This window comes from Thermococcus sp. (assembly GCF_027012695.1).
In the GTDB taxonomy this organism is placed as follows: domain Archaea; phylum Methanobacteriota_B; class Thermococci; order Thermococcales; family Thermococcaceae; genus Thermococcus.
The window spans coordinates 25,536-41,063 of sequence record NZ_JALUYR010000023.1; the positions used below are offsets into that span (position 1 = coordinate 25,536).

At 55.4% G+C, this 15,528-nt stretch carries 14 protein-coding genes; 4 read left to right on the forward strand and 10 right to left on the reverse strand.

Features of this window, described 5'->3' with window-relative positions; all coding sequences use genetic code 11:
* Positions 1-24: 24 nt before the first annotated feature.
* Entirely contained in the window at positions 25-1,290 is a 1,266-nt protein-coding gene (gene rlmD, locus MV985_RS01185; RefSeq protein WP_297458603.1) for a 23S rRNA (uracil(1939)-C(5))-methyltransferase RlmD, read from the reverse strand.
* A gap of 58 nt (positions 1,291-1,348) precedes the next feature.
* Between rlmD and gyaR the strand changes: the two genes are divergently transcribed.
* On the forward strand, positions 1,349-2,347 hold the full coding sequence (gyaR, locus tag MV985_RS01190; protein ID WP_297458806.1) for a glyoxylate reductase: 999 nt from the start codon (positions 1,349-1,351) through the stop codon (positions 2,345-2,347).
* 171 nt (positions 2,348-2,518) lie between these two features.
* On the opposite strand, the gene MV985_RS01195 is transcribed toward gyaR, so the two are convergent.
* Genes MV985_RS01195 through MV985_RS01210 form a run of 4 tightly spaced genes read right to left on the reverse strand, consistent with a single transcriptional unit; the run spans position 2,519 to position 9,508 of the window.
* A complete protein-coding gene (locus MV985_RS01195) occupies positions 2,519-3,769 on the reverse strand; it encodes a DNA double-strand break repair nuclease NurA (RefSeq protein ID WP_297458615.1) in 1,251 nt (416 codons plus the stop codon).
* Entirely contained in the window at positions 3,756-6,419 is a 2,664-nt protein-coding gene (gene rad50 / locus MV985_RS01200; RefSeq protein WP_297458644.1) for a DNA double-strand break repair ATPase Rad50, read from the reverse strand. Before rad50 ends, MV985_RS01195 begins: the two co-directional genes overlap by 14 nt.
* Positions 6,416-7,819, reverse strand: a complete 1,404-nt coding sequence (locus MV985_RS01205) for an exonuclease SbcCD subunit D (RefSeq protein WP_297458656.1) — start codon at positions 7,817-7,819, stop codon at positions 6,416-6,418. Before MV985_RS01205 ends, rad50 begins: the two co-directional genes overlap by 4 nt.
* Before the next feature lie 9 nt (positions 7,820-7,828).
* Positions 7,829-9,508, reverse strand: coding sequence for an ATP-binding protein (locus MV985_RS01210; protein ID WP_297458666.1), 1,680 nt, complete (start codon positions 9,506-9,508; stop codon positions 7,829-7,831).
* A gap of 87 nt (positions 9,509-9,595) precedes the next feature.
* Here MV985_RS01210 and MV985_RS01215 point away from each other — a divergent pair, with 87 nt between their 5' ends.
* Positions 9,596-11,149 (forward strand): dihydropteroate synthase-like protein, encoded by a 1,554-nt coding sequence (locus MV985_RS01215; RefSeq protein ID WP_297458679.1) that lies wholly within the window; start codon positions 9,596-9,598, stop codon positions 11,147-11,149.
* Here the strand turns inward: MV985_RS01215 and MV985_RS01220 are convergent.
* Positions 11,130-12,527: an ATP-binding protein gene (locus MV985_RS01220; RefSeq protein WP_297458692.1), complete on the reverse strand. Its 1,398-nt coding sequence runs from the start codon at positions 12,525-12,527 to the stop codon at positions 11,130-11,132. The two genes, MV985_RS01215 and MV985_RS01220, sit on opposite strands and share 20 nt — an antisense overlap.
* A gap of 76 nt (positions 12,528-12,603) precedes the next feature.
* Here MV985_RS01220 and MV985_RS01225 point away from each other — a divergent pair, with 76 nt between their 5' ends.
* The gene (locus tag MV985_RS01225) at positions 12,604-12,852 is read left to right on the forward strand and encodes a dihydrodipicolinate synthase family protein (RefSeq protein WP_297458706.1); all 249 of its coding nucleotides are present in this window, start codon (positions 12,604-12,606) and stop codon (positions 12,850-12,852) included.
* A complete protein-coding gene (locus MV985_RS01230; protein ID WP_297458719.1) occupies positions 12,788-13,150 on the forward strand; it encodes a hypothetical protein in 363 nt (120 codons plus the stop codon). The genes MV985_RS01225 and MV985_RS01230 overlap by 65 nt, the downstream gene beginning before the upstream one ends.
* A 123-nt stretch (positions 13,151-13,273) precedes the next feature.
* Here MV985_RS01230 and MV985_RS01235 read toward each other — a convergent pair whose 3' ends face one another.
* From MV985_RS01235 to MV985_RS01250, 4 genes are all read right to left on the reverse strand, one after another.
* Positions 13,274-13,579 carry a DUF3216 domain-containing protein gene (locus tag MV985_RS01235; RefSeq protein WP_297458728.1) on the reverse strand — a complete coding sequence of 102 codons (306 nt, stop codon included), beginning with the start codon at positions 13,577-13,579 and terminating at the stop codon, positions 13,274-13,276.
* Between the two features lie 11 nt (positions 13,580-13,590).
* Positions 13,591-14,349 (reverse strand): YchF/TatD family DNA exonuclease, encoded by a 759-nt coding sequence (locus MV985_RS01240; protein WP_297458754.1) that lies wholly within the window; start codon positions 14,347-14,349, stop codon positions 13,591-13,593.
* A gap of 82 nt (positions 14,350-14,431) precedes the next feature.
* Positions 14,432-14,677, reverse strand: a complete 246-nt coding sequence (locus MV985_RS01245) for a DUF504 domain-containing protein (protein ID WP_297458762.1) — start codon at positions 14,675-14,677, stop codon at positions 14,432-14,434.
* A complete protein-coding gene (locus MV985_RS01250; protein ID WP_297458765.1) occupies positions 14,674-15,396 on the reverse strand; it encodes an MBL fold metallo-hydrolase in 723 nt (240 codons plus the stop codon). The genes MV985_RS01245 and MV985_RS01250 overlap by 4 nt, the downstream gene beginning before the upstream one ends.
* Positions 15,397-15,528: the final 132 nt, after the last annotated feature.

The following is a 15,528-nucleotide window of genomic DNA, read 5'->3' on the forward strand; positions in this document are numbered from 1 at the left end:
ATGGGCAATCCCCTTCCAATGGGATTAGTCCCTCCTCACGAGCTCCATAACAGCTTCAACGTGCGGCGTGTGGGGAAACATATCGATGAGAACCGCTCCGTCTATGCGGTATGCCTTTTTAAGGTGTCTCTCGTAGTCGAGCTTAAACGCTTTTGGATTGCAGGAGACGTAAACTATTTTCTCAACCCCGCTCTTCACGAGCAACTCGGCCGCTTCTTTCAACCCCTTTCTCGGTGGATCAACTATTACCGTATCGTAATCCCCCACTGATGTTCCCTCAGCCCTTCCAACCCTGAATTTTGCGTTAACGCCGTTAATTTCGGCGTTTTTATTTGCCATCTCCACGGCGAAGGGGTTCAGCTCGATGCCTTCAACTTTAAAGCCCCTCCTGGCCAGCCACACTCCAAAGGTACCAACGCCAGAGTAGAGGTCGAGAACCCTCTCGCCGTCGGTGAAACCTTCCACTGCCCTCAGGAGAAGCCTTAGAGCGTGGCTGTTGGTCTGGAAGAACGAATTGGGATGGATTAAATAAACGACGTCCTCGATTCTCTCGCGTATGTAGGGTTCTCCAGCTATAAGCTCCGCCTCACCCCTCGGATCGTCCCTGTCGTCTCGTTTAAGGCTCCAGTAGAGGGAATCGGCAAAGGAAAAGTAGTCCTTGAGGGCCTCTAAAACTCCCTCCGAGGGCTTCGTGTGGGCTATGAGGTTCACCATGACTTCGCCGGTGAACTTGCCCTCCCTGACCTGGAGGTAGTGAACTTCACCGCTTTTCTCCCTCAGGTTCCACGGCTTCAAGTCTGTTTCCTCTAGAAAATTCCGGAGGACGCGCAGGTATTCGGGCGTTCTCTTTGAGAAGACGGGGCATTCTCTCAGGTCAACAACGCCTAGAGGGTTCCCGTACTCCTTAAGTCCAATCCCCTCTGTGGTCACGATGAAGTTGCTCACGTTTCTGAAGCCCCAGATTTTTGGGGAGCCCTTTATTTCGGCCTTTAAGCCGGTTATTCGCTCAAAGATCTCAGCTTTAATCCTGAGCTGCTCTCCGTACCTCAATCCCTGCCAGAGGCATCCGCCGCAGGTTCCGAAGTGGGGGCAGCGAGGGGTCTGCCTCAAAGGTGATCCCTTAACAAGCTCGAAATCCCGCGCGATTCTCCTTCCGAAGCGGCGCTTTGTCCTCTTAACCCTCACGACGTCGCCAGGATATGTGAAGGGAACGTAAATTCTCCTCCCGTCCGCTTCAAGCATGCCGAGGCCATCGTCGCTGATGTCCTTTATTCTGCTCTTGAGCGTCATGTCATCGGATAGTGAAGAGACTTTTTATATCTCACCCCGATCTAATCCGGTGGTGCCAATGCCAAGGGTTTTTATCACGCGCAGGATTCCTGAGAATGGGATAAAACTCCTCAGGAAGCACTTCGAGGTCGAGGTGTGGGAGGAGGAGCGTGAGATACCGAGGGAAGTCCTCCTTGAAAAGGTTAAAGGGGCGGATGCACTCGTCACGATGCTCAGCGAGCGGATTGACAGAGAGGTCTTCGACAGCGCGCCAAAGCTTAGGATCGTTGCAAACTACGCCGTCGGCTACGACAACATAGACGTCGAAGAGGCCACTAAAAGGGGAATCTACGTCACCAATACTCCCGATGTTCTCACGGACGCCACCGCCGACTTCGCCTGGACGCTTCTCCTGGCGACGGCCAGAAGGCTCGTTGAGGCTGACAATTTCGTCCGCTCAGGTGAGTGGAAGAGGAGAGGGATTGCCTGGCATCCGCGCTGGTTTCTGGGACAGGACGTCTACGGGAAAACCATTGGTATAGTCGGCTTCGGCAGGATCGGGCAGGCGGTGGCGAGGCGTGCTAAGGGTTTCGGAATGAAAATCCTTTACAACGCGAGGAGCAGAAAGCCGGAGGCCGAGAAGGAACTCGGCGCGGAGTTCAGACCGCTGGATGAGTTACTAAAAGAGAGCGATTTCGTTGTGTTGGCAGTCCCGCTCACGAAGGAGACATACCACATGATAAACGAGGAGAGGCTTAAGCTCATGAAACCCAACGCGATACTCGTTAACATAGCGCGCGGGAAGGTGGTTGACACCGAGGCACTGGTGAAGGCCCTGAAAGAGGGCTGGATAGCGGGGGCTGGACTCGACGTCTTCGAGGAGGAGCCGTACTATCATGAAGAGCTATTCAAGTTGAAAAACGTCCTTCTGGCGCCGCACATAGGCAGCGCCACCTTCGGAGCGAGAGAGGGCATGGCGGAGCTTGTTGCTAAAAACCTCATAGCCTTCAAGAACGGCGAGGTTCCTCCCACGCTCGTGAACGGGGAGGTGGTGAATATAAGAAAGCCGGGCTTTTAGTGGGGCCGGGCGATGATGAGGCATTAACCGGCTGACGGTGATGAGCTGGACCCGTGCCTGAGCCCGCCTTACTGAACACAGGGGCACGTTGCTATTTTTCTTTTTTGAGATCCACGTTGCAGCTATTGGGCATCCTCACGCAAATTCTCTATTTTGAACCACCAGGATCCCTCACTCCAGCGGCTCCCTCCCGTACCTCAGGAAGCCGAGGAAGCGCTCGTCCTCCCCGATGAGAGCACTCAGCACCGCGTTGACGTAGGCGTCGAACTCCTTCTTCTTTATGACGACGGAGTGGTGGGCATACTCAAGCGGGAGCACGTACTCGTCCTCTGCAACGGAGAGTATCTCTGCGAGGGTTTTTTCGAAGTCCTGCTTCTCCGGAACCTCGAGGAGGTATATCAGCCCGCCGTCGGCGAAGCGGACGTAGGCCGGCCTTATCTTTGCCCCGATGATCTTGCCGCCCTCCATGATCAGGGTCTCCCTGAGGTTCCGGAGCCTTCCTTGCGCCATTATCTCCGCGACCAGCTTTGGGAAGCCGCCCTTAGGCTCCTTCAGGTAGCTGAACTCCAGGTAGCCCCTCTCGTCGGAGAGAGAAGCGACGACAGGGGTGTCAACTATCATCGGTGTGCCCTTGAGCTTGTCCCCCTCGCGCGCCTTCACGGCCTTCACAACGTCGGCCTTGTAGAAGGTCTTCGCTATCGCCGCTATCCTGCCCCCGAGGAGCCTGTCGAGGGCATGGAGGTACTCCAGGTACTCGAAGAGGACCATGAGGTCTTCCCTGTCGTTGACCCACCAGAAGCTTCCCCTTATGCTCCTCGCCCCGCGCTTCATGAGGATCGAGAATATCTCCTCGCCGTTCCATCCCCTTGAGGGAAGGGAGAAACCGTTTAAAACGCCGCTTTCCTCGAGTTTCTCCCGCCACTCGACCCACTGCTCGTCCAGGAAGTCGAGGAACTCCAGGGCCGCGTTGAGGAGTTGCTCTCCGTGCTTTCCATAGAGTTCCCTCGTCGTAGATGTGACGTAAGTGGGCGGCGTGATTATGGCGCTGCTTATCGTCCCGTCCATGAGGACCAGATCTGCCCCAAGCTCGAGCATCATCGCGCCCATCCTCTTCTCGAGGATGTCCATGTGGATCCTAACCCTCTCGTCAACGCTCTTGTAGGGAAAGACCATGCCGATGTCGTTCCAGTAGTAGAGCTTCTCCCCTATGGCCGAGGCGGAGACGGCGTAGATTATCGCCCCGCTGAGGCGCTTCATCATCCTGCTGCCGTCTATGGCATAAACGCTCGCCTCCCTTGGCTCCGGAAGGGGCCTCCACTCGAAGTGCTTTCCCACCGCCTCCCTGAGTCTCTCAACGTCCCGCAGGCTCTTCAGTAGGAACTCCCGGATTTCTCTGATATGAACGTCGCTAATACGCTCCAAGGCTCTCGACCTCCACCCTGCTCTTTCCTCCGACGTTCTCCACCCGTATCACGTAGTCGGCTGCATCCTTGAGTTCTTCGTCGTGCGAAACTATGATAACCTGCGGTATCTTCCTGAGCTGGCTCGAGATTATCTCCACGAGCTTCTTCCGCCTCTCCTCGTCGAGGAAGGGCGTCGGCTCGTCTAAAATCAGCAGCTCAAGGTTACCCACCTTGTAGAGCGATAACGCCAGACGGAACGCCAGACCGAGCGCTATCCTCTCGCCGCCGCTCAGGAACTCCAGACCGACCTCGTTGCCCGCGTAGAGCACCTTCAGCTCTATCTTCTCCTTCCCGTACTTCTTCACGCGCCTGAGCTTTACCCCCTGGTACTTGCCCTCGGTCATCTCGGAGAACGTCTCACCCGCTAACTTCTGGACCTCCTCCAGCCCGCGGAGTTCTTCCTCGGCCTTGAGCCTCGCGACCTTCTCCCTGAATGCAGTCATGTCCGCTATGGCCTTCTCGACGGTCTCAAGCTCCTTTTCCGCTTCTTCAATCTCCCTTCTCTTGGCCTTTAGCTCATCCAGGAGCTTCATGACCTCGTTTCTAAGTTCCTCTGCCCCTTTGAGCTCCGTTTTGGCTTTCTCAAGCTCCTTCGCGCTCTCCATGTACCTCTTTTCGGCTTCCCTGTAAGCTTCATCAGAGAACTCCTTTGAGAGCTCCTCTATATCCTCTTCCAGCTCTCTGGATTCTTTCTCCAGCTTTTCGAGGGCTTTGACGCTCTCCTTACGCTTTCTCTCGAGGAGGGCGAGCTTCTTCTTCGCTCCATCAAGCTGCGCTGGAACGCCCTTCAGGGAAAGGTACTCGCGGTAGGCGGGCTCGAGTTCTTCAAGCCTCTCCTCAATCTCGTCGAAGGAGTCGAAGCCCTGGCCCTTCAGCTTCTCCCTTATTTCCTCCTTCTTTATTCCTATCCCGGCGAGCCGCTTTTCTATCCGTTCAAGCTCTTCCCTGGCGTTCTCAAGTTCCTCAAGTTCTTCCCGGAGGTGCCTCAGCTCCTTCTTTATCTCGATGAGCCGCGCCTTCACCTTCTCGAACTCCTCAGCGGCCTTCTCAAGCTCCTCCAAATCGTACTTGGAAAGCTTCTCCTCGACCTCCCTCAGCAGGTCGGCGGTCTTCTTCAGCCTTATGAGCTTTGGCTCCCCCTCGATGATCTCCTTGAGTTCTTGCTCCCTCTTCTTCAGCTTCTCTAACTTCCTCCCCAGTCCCTTCAGCTTCTTCTCGATGGAGGTTATTTCAGCTTCGTATTCCCTCTTTATCTCCTCCCCGTCGTGCTCCTCGATGGGTCTCTTACACAGCGGGCACACTCTGGCACCTTCGAGCTTTGAGAGGTTCTCGATGAGGCTCTCCCTCAGGCCATTGAGGCTCGCCATCTCCTCCCTTATCCTCGCCATCTCCTCGCGGAGCCTCTCTAACTCCTCCCTCGCCTTCCCGATGGATCTCAGCTCCTTCTCAAGCTTCTCCGGTGTGGTTCCGGCCTTCTCAAGCTCTTTCCTGTACCTCTCCGCCTCGGCCTTTAACTGAAGGGCGCGCTGGTGGAGGGAGTTCTTGCGCTTCAGCTCCTCGTAGGTTTCCCTTAGAGCTTTCTCCTCCCTCTCCAGTTCGACTATTTTTGAAGAGATCTCGCCGAGTTTGGTGACTTTTTCCTCCAGTGTTCTCTTCTTTTCCCTCAGCCTGGCCTCCGAGACTTCAAGCTTCGCAAGTTCGTCCTTGAGCGAGAGGAGCGACTTGAGCTTCAGGTACTCCCCCACAAGCGGTTCAAGCTCCCTCAGGCGGGAGAGCTTCACCTCAAGCTCCGCTATCTCCCTCTCCACCTCGGAGATCTGCCCCTCGTAGTCAGCTATTCTCTGCTTCTCGGCCTTTATCCTCTGCTCCAGGACTGCCTTCCTCTTCTCCAGTCCATCAAGTTCTTCTTTCAAGGTCTTGAGGCGGTTGTATTCTTTCTCCGCCTCCTCGAATTCCTTCTCAAGCTTCCTTATCCTCTCTCTCAACTCGCTTATTCTCCTCAGCGTCTCGGAGAAGCGCTTCTCTGCCTCGCGGAGGCTCTCCTCAACATCGGCCTTCCTCTCGATGATCTTGCCAAGGTATTCCTTTTTCTTCCGGAGGTCCTTTATCACCTCCGCCGCGTTTCTCTCGGCGTTCTCGTAGTCCTCTATGCCCAAAACCTTCCGCAGGACCTTCTCCATTACCTCGCGATTCGTGATTATGCCCTCAATCTCGCCCTGCCTTATGTAGAGGGCGTTGGTGAAGACCTGTATCGGGTAGACGTTCCGCTCCACCCAGCGGGCTATGTCCGAGCTCTTCTCCGCTATCAGCGAGCCGTCCTCCAAGAGTTCGCTCTTCTTGGTGTCCCTCACGATTCTGTAGGCCCTCCCGCCGTGCTCGAACTCAAGAGCAAGCCCCATACCGCCCTTCGCGTTAACGCGCGTGTTGGCCTGGAGGTAGCCTTTGGGGAAGCTCGGGTGCCCCATGTATAATGCAGCAAAGATAGCCTCGAGGATTGAACTCTTCCCGGAACCGTTCGGTCCGATGAGGAGGTTTATGCCGTCGCTGAACTCGACCTCGCTCTTCTCGTGCGCCCTGAAGTTTTTGATTTTAATCCGCCTTATCCTCACGGCTTACCCCTCCTAAGCCAGGCGTCGAGGCTTGGTGGATTTTTAGGTTTGGGAACGGGCTTCTTTTTGGGGGTTTTCTCTTTCTTTCCGGGTTTCTTTTCCTTCGGCGGTTTTTCGGGGGCTTTGGCTTTCTGTGGGCCTTTTTCCTCCGGTTCCGCTTTCCTCTCCGGGGCCTTCTTTGGAACCATAGCCTTTGCTGGTATCCCCTTCTCGTACCTCTCCATCAGCCATGAGACGAACTCAGAAAGCCCTTCCGAGAACTCCTTCGGCTCAACGCGGAGGTGCATCAGCAGTTCCCTCTCCCACTCCGTGAACAGCTCCTCCTCGCTCAGCCTTTCCTGGGAGAGAACAGCCTCCCCGACGACCCTGCTCCTGAAGGTGTAGTACCTGATTCCGGAGTTCCTGAGCAGGTCGTTGAACTCCGCTAAAGCTATACCCCCCTTAACCGTTCCCTCAAGCGTTATCACGGCTATCGCGTTCTTCGGGATGAGATTTGCGACCTCCGCAACCTTACTCCTCAGCTCGGCCTTGCTGTTTCCCTCGACCCTGATCGAGTAGAATGGTCTCGTCTCGACCTCCACGAACTCCGGGACAAAGTCCTCGACGATGTAGAACCCTTTGGCTTCGCGGTTCTCGATCACCTTGGGCTTTTTATCCCTGGTGGAGTAGCGGATTATGTGGCTCGCCTCCCTGATTTCGGTTCTCTCCGGGGAGCCTGGGTAAGCTAAGGGGCCGCTTAGACCCGTTTGGGAAGGCTCGGCTATCCTCCTGACGTGGATGTGCCCGAGGGCGTAGTAGGAGAACCCATCGGGAAGCTCGCTCAGTCTCAGATCGAAGGCATCCTGATAGGGCGTGTCCTTGGCGAGGTAGTCTATCGCCTGATGAAGCATGAGGATTCCCCTCTTTCCCTTGAAGAGCGCCCTGAGGACGTTGACGTCACCCCTTATGAGCTGCCAGCGGGTGTGGTGCCTCAGCCCGTGGATTTCAAGGTCTCCTACCTTTCCCCACACCAAATAGCGGTTCTCGGATAGCTTCCTACTCTCCTGGAACTCGCCCCTCCTCGGCTCCCTCTTGAGGCCGACGGTGTATATCAGTCCGAGGTGCTCTAGGAGGTCGAAGACTGACGTCTCCCTTATCGTCTTGTCGTGGTTGCCCTCTATCGCGAAGACCGGAATTCCCTTCCTCCTCGGCAGTTCGAGAACCTCAACGGCATCGCGTATCGTCCTCGGCGATGGCCTGCTCACGTGGAAGAGGTCTCCGGCGATGAGTATGAAGTCAACGTTGGCCCTCACCGACTTTTCGATGGCCTCGCGGAAGGCCCTCAGGTAATCCTCGTAGCGGAAGGGCTGGTTGAACTGCTCCCTGCCGAGGTGAACGTCAGCTATGTGCGCGAACTTCATAGCAACACCTCACAGCGGGAGAGCCTCTATGGCCTCCTCCTCCGTCATCTCCTCTGCTTCATCCTTCCCCTCGAGCCACTCGGCAACGATGTCTATGTCCCCGCCGCCGTAGTGCCCCTTGAAGTCCCTCTCGAAGCTGTAAATCTTCACCATCGCGGGAATCGTTATCGCGTAGCCGACTATCACCGCCTCACCCACTCCGAGGGAAGCTATATCCCCGAGCAGGTCCTCGCTTATCTGCTCGCTCGCCTGCTGCACGTAGCGCTGGTCGTTCGGCTCGACGAGCTTGAGGATTATCTTCGTGTTCGTCTGGCTCAGTATGTCGTCGTCGAGCTTCTTCGGTCTCTGGGAGACTATGCCGAGACCGACGCCGAACTTTCTTCCCTCGCGAGCAATCTTGCCAAGCCAGAGGGTTGCGGGGTTCTTCTCGCCCCTCGGGGCGAATATGTGGGCTTCCTCTACGATGACGAGCAGGGGCTTTTTAACTGCGGGGTAGGCGTCAAGTATTTCCCTCATGGTTAACCTGTCGTTCGTTCTGAGGGCCTTTATGTACTCGATGCGGTTCTTGAGGATTCCCCTGAGAACGAAGCTCGCTAACGTAATCATCTGCTCCTCTTCCATGCCGCTCAGGTCTATTACGTTCACCATTCCCGGCCTTATCTCCCCGAGTACATCAATAGGGCTTATGAACTCGCCGAAGTTTGCCTTGAGTTCTCCGATGTAATCCTTCAGCCTTATTAAGGAGTCCAGATCCTTTGCCTGTATTTTCCGCTGCACGGCGTTGCCCTTTTCATCGTAGTAGGTTATGTGTTTCTCTTCTTTGTCCTCTGCCCCTTCGTAAATCCGTATCCACTCCTCGATCTTGTCCTCCATTGCCTCGAGGAATGGCAGGCCCCCAATGACCTTGCCGTTTTTTCTCATCTCCGCCCTGACCGTTCGGTACACAAGCCCAAGGAAGCGCCTCTGCAAACTGGCGTTCTCCGCTATGCCGAGCAGCGTGGCTAACTCGCTGAGCCTTATCCTGCCCGGATCAATCGTGGCCTTTATCGGGTTCACGCGCGCTCCGGGCCAGCTTAGATGTCTGTACTCGCCGTGAGGGTCGAGGATGACGACAGTGGCGTTGACGTTGCTAACTAACTCCTTCGTGAGAACCGCTATCGTGTTGGACTTTCCGGCGCCGGTGACAGCTAAAACCGCGAAGTGCCTCGAAACGAGCCTGTTGGCGTCGAGCTTCACCTCGACTTTCTCCCTCGCTATGAGCCTTCCGAGCCTTATGTGCCCCTGGGAGAAAATCCTCTCTAAATCCTCATCCCTCGCGAGGTAGACCTTCTCGCCCGGTTTTATAGGAACGCGGTTTGGAGCGGGCTTTGCTAAGAACTCACCACCGGCTGTCCTCAGTACTCCCAAAACTTTCGCCGTCGCGAGTATCTCCTCACTCTTGTCGAGAACCCCCTTCGAGAAAACGTTCACCGTCTTCTCCACGTAATCGTAACTCCCCCTCCCGGCATCCATCAGCCAGTTGATGTTCCGTATGGACTTCAGAAGGGCCAAAACCTCGTCGCCGTCCCTGTTCCTCGCTATCAGAAACTCCCCGAAGCGGGGGAGCTCATTTCTCGGATTAACTATGAAAGTGAAATGGTCGGTGGTTGATTCACCGAACACTATTCCAACGGGATTATCACGCTCCATATTACCACCTTTAGTTGATCTCTCCAGGTGGAACAAAAACCTTTCGCCGACCATAACTCCTAAAAGCCATTCCACGGAGGTTCATCCATGGGGAACTCCCGAAGAATCCTCCTCGTCACCGGCAGACTGGCAGAGCCGCTCGTCAGGAAGTACGGTAAAGGTTGCGACGTCTTCGTTGCCCCTGTGAGCGTCGCGGCCTTCCTTACGCCTCAGCTTATCGCCCGCTACCTCAAAAAGACCGGAATCCGGAGCGAGGACTACGACCTGATACTTATTCCGGGCCTCGTCCGCGGTTCCGCCCAACTCGTAGAGGACGAGCTTGGAATCCCGGCATTCAAGGGGCCGAGGAACGCGATGGATTTGCCCCAGACCCTTAAGGCTCTCCGCGATGGCTTCAAGCTGAGCAGGGAAATCCCTGCTGACGACCTCTTCTCTGTTGATGCGCTCAAGAGGGTGGAGGATATAAGAAACAGAACGGGGAACAGGCGCTACATAGAGAAAGCCCTCAAGAAGCCCTGGAACGTCCTCGTTGGAAACCTGCCAGCTGGAAGGGACTTCCCGGCGAGGATTTTGGGTGAGGTGGTTGACGCTCCGAGGCTCGGCGTAGAAAAAACGGTCGAGAAAGCCCTCTACTACCTCCGCGAGGGAGCTGACATAATAGACATCGGCATGGTCGCTGGAGAAACCAACCCTGACTTCATTGAGGAAATTCCGGAGATCCGCGAGCGACTTGCAGGGAAGGGCTTCGACGTTCCGATAAGCTTCGACTCGCTAAACACGGCCGAGATCGAGAGGGCCTTGGACTACGCCGACCTTTTCTTAAGCGTTGATGCCGGAAACGTTGAGGAACTCGTGACGGAGAAACCGGTCGTTCTAATCCCAACGAACCAGAGTACGGGATTCTTCCCCGCGAAACCGAGCGAGCGAGTTGAGTTCCTTGAGAGACTGAAGGAGAAGGCCCTTGACCTTGGATACGGAACGGTCATTCCCGATCTAATCCTCGAGCACGTCCCCCATTTAGCTCGTTCCATCACAGCCTTCCAGCTCTACCGCGAGAGGAACCCAGATGATGTCCTTTTAGCGGGCGTTGGGAACGTGGTTGAGCTCTACGATGCCGACAGCGTTGGCATGAACGCCCTTCTCTCTGGAATCTCGAAGGAGCTTTCAATAAACCTTCTCCTCACGACCGAAACCAGCCCGAAGGCGAGGGGATCGGTGAGGGAGTTGAGGAGAGCCGTTGACATGAACCTCTTTGAGATACCGAAGGATTTGGGCTTCGACCTCCTGATACTGAAGGAGAAGAGGTCTGTCGAGTGGAGGTTCGAGCCTGCCGAAAAGATCATCGAGGCCAGGGAAAAACCAGTTCGGCTTGAGCCGGTTTACTTCAGGATATGGGTCGAGGACGGAAGAATCTGGGTCAACGCCCACCGCGGGACGGAGGTAATTCTTACAATCGTCGGCGATGAGCCGAACGCCATAATAGACACGATCCTGGAGCACTTTGATATAGGCCCCAGGCATGCCTTCTATCTCGGCCGCGAGCTGGAGAGGGCGAAGACAGCCTTAAAGCTGAGGCGAAGCTACGTCCAGGAGGTCGAGCTCTTCGGGGAGTTTTACGTTTTCAAAGGAGTTGATGTGTAAAATCCTCTAAGTCCCACACCAGCCAGTCCTCTTCCCTAAGCTCATCCTTCCCCTCGACCTTCTTCGCCACAAGCCCGTATCTCTTCTCCCACCCATCCAATCCCACAAGCTCGCTCTTCCTCTCCAAGTCCTTCAAAACTCCCCGCGCTTCTCTCTCGCTTAGCTCTTTCCATTTAACTTCGACAAACAGGGCCTTCCTCTCCCGCTCGTTCAAAGCAACCACATCGATTTCCTCCCCTTTCCTCCACCACCTACCGAGCTTCGTGAAGCGGAACCCGGTTATCTCAAAAAACACCTCGGGCCTTCTCACGAGGTTCTCAAAGACCCAGCCAGTGTAGGCATTGAAGTCCTCCCGCGAGCGCTCCCAGACCTCCTCTGCGAGACCGGCCTCAAGGTAGCTCTTGTTCGGGAGGACGTAGCGGAACCAGAATGCGAAGTAGTTGTCGGCTATCGAGTAGAGCCCCCTCTTTGTGGTCTCCTTTGAGGTGGCCGTCACCGGGACTTCCCTCTTTACCACCTCGAGCCTCTGGAGGACGGAGAGGTACTTGGAGACAAGGCTCTTGTCAAGGCCTGTCGCGTTCACTATCTCCCCAAAGCGGCTCCTCCCACTTGCTATCGCCTCCAGTATAGCGAAGTAGTTGGCCGGTTCGCGGAGCTCCTCCCTGAGTAGTATCTCCGCCTCCTCGTAGAGGAAAGCCCCCTTGGAGAGGACGTTCTTAACCACGTTCTCGTCAAAGGTCTTTTTCGAGTCGAACTGAAGCAGGTAAGCGGGAATGCCTCCGAGGACGCCGTAGGCCTTCACGAGCTCCTCCGTCGAATAGTCGGGAAGGAACTCGCCGATATGGAAGAACGGTATCTCCGTCACCCTCCACTGCCCCGTTCTCCTCCCGTAGAGGGGGCTTTTATACGCCAGAATCTCCGTTTCCATGGCCGAGACGCTTGAACCGCAGAGGACGAGCATTATTCCCGTCTCCGAGAGCTTTAAGTCCCACGCCTTTTGGAGGAGGGACAACACAGGCCGGTACCTCTCGATCAGGAGCGGGAATTCGTCTATTATGAGGACCACTCGCTTCTTGCCTATCCTGTCTGCAAAGACGGTTAAAAGTTCGTCAATGTTCTTGAATTGAACCCTCCCAAAGAGCTCGTCGCCGAGGAACTCCGCCAGGAGCCTCTGCAAATCCTTGAGGTTCTCGGCGTAGGGCCTCTCCGTTGCCAGAAAATAGACGTGGGGCTTGTCCCGGGCGAACCTGAGGAGCAGTTCGGTCTTCCCTATCCTTCGTCTCCCGTAGATTACGAGAAGTTCTGCCTTTCCGCTTGAATACCTCCTCTCCAAAAACTCAAGCTCACGCTCCCTATCGACGAACTTTTGTCTACTCATAAGTATTATACCCACGTTTCAACTACTTAAAAATTTCGGGGGCAAACCTTAACTTCCCTTCCGCGTACTCCCTCCGATGCCTATGCTAAGAGGAGTCTTTGTCCCCCACGTCACGCCCTTTGATGAGAACGAGGATATAGACGAGCCCGCGCTTAGAAAACTTGTTAACAACTTCATCAAAGCCGGCCTCAACGGCCTCGTATCCCTCGGCAGCAACGGTGAGTTCCCCTACCTGAGCTTCGGGGAGAAGCTTAAAGTCGTTGAGACTGTTTTGGACGAGGCTAACGGCAGACTACTCGACCCTTGCGGAGAGGCTCAACGGTAAGATGCTCCTATTACAACGTCCCCAAGTTCACTGGAAGCATGGGGAGGATAACCGAACTGGTAAGGCATCGGGGAGAAAGGTTCACGGTCTTAGCCGGAACCGCCGAGGTAATGTATCCCTCCTGGTCATCGAGGCTTACGGGGTCGTTGTGGCGGTTGCCAACGTTGTCCCTGAACTCTGCGCCGAACTCTGGGAAGTCTTCAGAGACGGAAAACCCCGACAAGCCAGAGAACTCCAGCTCCGTATCAACCTGATAGATGAGGTTGTCGGGAAGAGGTACAACCAGATAAGCGCGTAAAGACCGCGATGGGGATGGGGGGCCTTACAGTCGGAAAGCAGAGGTTTTGCCTTCTCTGCCCCTGGAAAAAGATATGGTCGAGAATATAAGGAATGCCCTCGTGGAGGCTGGGATTCTCTGATTTTACTCCATGTTTTCGAAAATGGGGGGTTTGGGTTTCCTGAATTTGATATCGAGCTCGGTCCTTCTTTTGCTTATCCTTTCCAGGAGCCCCTCAACTTTTTCATTTCCCTGGTATTTCCTTCTCAGGCTCACCAGTGTACCCTCGAGGAAGCCCAGTATCGAGACCTCAATGAACTCCTTCCCCTTTTTGGTCTCAAGCCCCTCGTTGAGCGCCACGAAGGAATCGAGCCTCTCAATGAGGGCACTTTCTCCCAGTTTATCCAGCAGCTTTCGAACCTCTCCAACCTCTGGAACATCAACTGCCATTCTACCACCTCTCAAATTTTCAGCCCGAAAAACTTGATCGCGTTCCTTTCCGTTGCCCTCTCCACCTCTTCGAACCCCAGCCCCCTTATCTCCGCTATCCTCCTAACCGCGTACTCCACGTTCCAGGGGTAGTTCTTCTCCCCCCTGTAGGGGCTCATGTAGGGTGAATCCGTCTCCACGACGATGCTTTCGAGAGGCAGAACTTCAGCAACTTCTCTAACTGCCGGAATGAAGTCTATCCCGGTGTTTATGCCGATGATGTGGCCGTTCTCAGCTATCTCAAGGGCCAAATCCTTCGGTCCGCTGTAGGAGTGGAAGTAGGCCCTAACCCCCGCCCTCTGAATCGCCTCGAAGACCTCCCGTTCGGCGTCGCGTGCATGTAGGACGACGGGAAGGTTTAGCTCGACGGCCAGGTTGAGGAAGTGGTGGAAGATCTCCCTCTGGCTTCTCCTCTCCCCCTCTGTCTTCGCGTAGTGGAAGTCCAGTCCTATCTCTCCGAGGGCTACTATCTCGTTAGCGTGCTCGCGGATGAAGGCCTCGACCTTCTTAACCTTCTCCCAGTTGCCCCTCCTAGCTTCGTTAGGCGCGTAGCCGAGGGTTGGCTGGACGAAGCCGAAGTATGGCTTTAGCAGTTCCCAGCTCTTCCAGACGTGGAACTTCCTGTACTCCGTTATGGAATCAACAACGGCCTTGAGGTGCTTCCTGCTCTCTTCGACGACTTCTGGAGCTTTTCCACGGAACATCTCGATGTGCGCGTGCGCGTCTATCATGGTTGTGGGTTCGGGAGGGGATAGAAAAGCTTTTTCCTGTCAGTAAAAACCTTCGACGGGAGGTTCTCATCGGAATCGCATTTCAGAGCTTCCGCGTCTCCCAGATTATTTTCCCGTCCTTTCTCACGACCTTCAGAATGCGATGGTAGGGTATCTGCGCATCTCCAACGAAGAAGTAGCCGTGTCCAAGCTCGATCATCTCAACCGGGATTCGCTTGATGTCACCGTAGGCCCCGCGGTGCTCGATGACGACGTAGTAGTCCCTCTCGTCCTCTCGCGGGTCGTACTTGATCTTTGCCAGAACCTCCTTCACCGAGCCTTTCCTCACAATAACCACCCCATTATTTCCTTGAGGTTCCCCCTCCAGTCGTCTATGTACCTGCCATGCCCCGGAAGGCCGAAATCAACCTCGAACTCAGAAAGCCGTTCAAGGCTCTCCTTCAGTTTTTCACTGTCCCCTGTGGGGAGATCTGTTCTCCCGACGGTGCCCCTGAAGAGCGTATCGCCGGTGAACATGATCCTCGTTTCCCCGTCGTCGAGGTAGAGGCACGAGCTTCCCGCGGTGTGGCCCGGCGTGTGGATCAGCTCAAGCCCCAGCGAGCCTATCCTGAGTTTATCCCCGTCTTTGAGCTTTAAATCCACTTTATGGGGCTCGAACTTCCTTCCGTATAAGTGGGCAAGAATAACGTAGTCGTCGCCCCTTTCCAGGGTTTTCGCCGTTGTCTCGTGGGCCGCGAAGAGGACTTCGATACCCCGGTTTTTCAGCCACTCTCCCAGCGGCCGATTTCCGCCCACATGATCGAAGTGCTCGTGGGTGTTGAAGACGATGGCTTTTTCTACCCCGTCGAGATAACCTTCCCTCTCCCAGATTCCGGTGTAGACGTGCCAGTTCACACCGGTGCCGGTGTCGATTATCAGGGCTTCTCCACCATCCCGAACGAGGTAGACGTTTGAGTCCCACGCGATTCCGCGGAGCATCACCGTGTGGGGAGGAATCTCAACCGGTACCAGCTCCCGCGGGAACTCCTCTATGGAGCTTATCCTCAAACTATCACCTCCAAGAAGGGGCTCGAGGGGGGACCGCGTCATCATCTCGGGGGGAGCGAGTCCCCGTCAGGAGGGATGAATCTCTTCATCGCCCCCTGGACTCTACGCCTGGACTTTATTAATCTTAGTCTT

Bases quoted from the DNA above. Each gene is read 5' to 3' on its own strand.
- rlmD (WP_297458603.1), bottom strand. From the start codon at position 1,290: ATGACGCTCAAGAGCAGAATAAAGGACATCAGCGACGATGGCCTCGGC.
- gyaR (WP_297458806.1), top strand. From the start codon at position 1,349: ATGCCAAGGGTTTTTATCACGCGCAGGATTCCTGAGAATGGGATAAAA.
- MV985_RS01205 (WP_297458656.1), bottom strand. From the start codon at position 7,819: ATGAAGTTCGCGCACATAGCTGACGTTCACCTCGGCAGGGAGCAGTTC.
- MV985_RS01210 (WP_297458666.1), bottom strand. From the start codon at position 9,508: ATGGAGCGTGATAATCCCGTTGGAATAGTGTTCGGTGAATCAACCACC.
- MV985_RS01215 (WP_297458679.1), top strand. From the start codon at position 9,596: ATGGGGAACTCCCGAAGAATCCTCCTCGTCACCGGCAGACTGGCAGAG.
- MV985_RS01220 (WP_297458692.1), bottom strand. From the start codon at position 12,527: ATGAGTAGACAAAAGTTCGTCGATAGGGAGCGTGAGCTTGAGTTTTTG.
- MV985_RS01225 (WP_297458706.1), top strand. From the start codon at position 12,604: ATGCCTATGCTAAGAGGAGTCTTTGTCCCCCACGTCACGCCCTTTGAT.
- MV985_RS01235 (WP_297458728.1), bottom strand. From the start codon at position 13,579: ATGGCAGTTGATGTTCCAGAGGTTGGAGAGGTTCGAAAGCTGCTGGAT.
- MV985_RS01240 (WP_297458754.1), bottom strand. From the start codon at position 14,349: ATGATAGACGCGCACGCGCACATCGAGATGTTCCGTGGAAAAGCTCCA.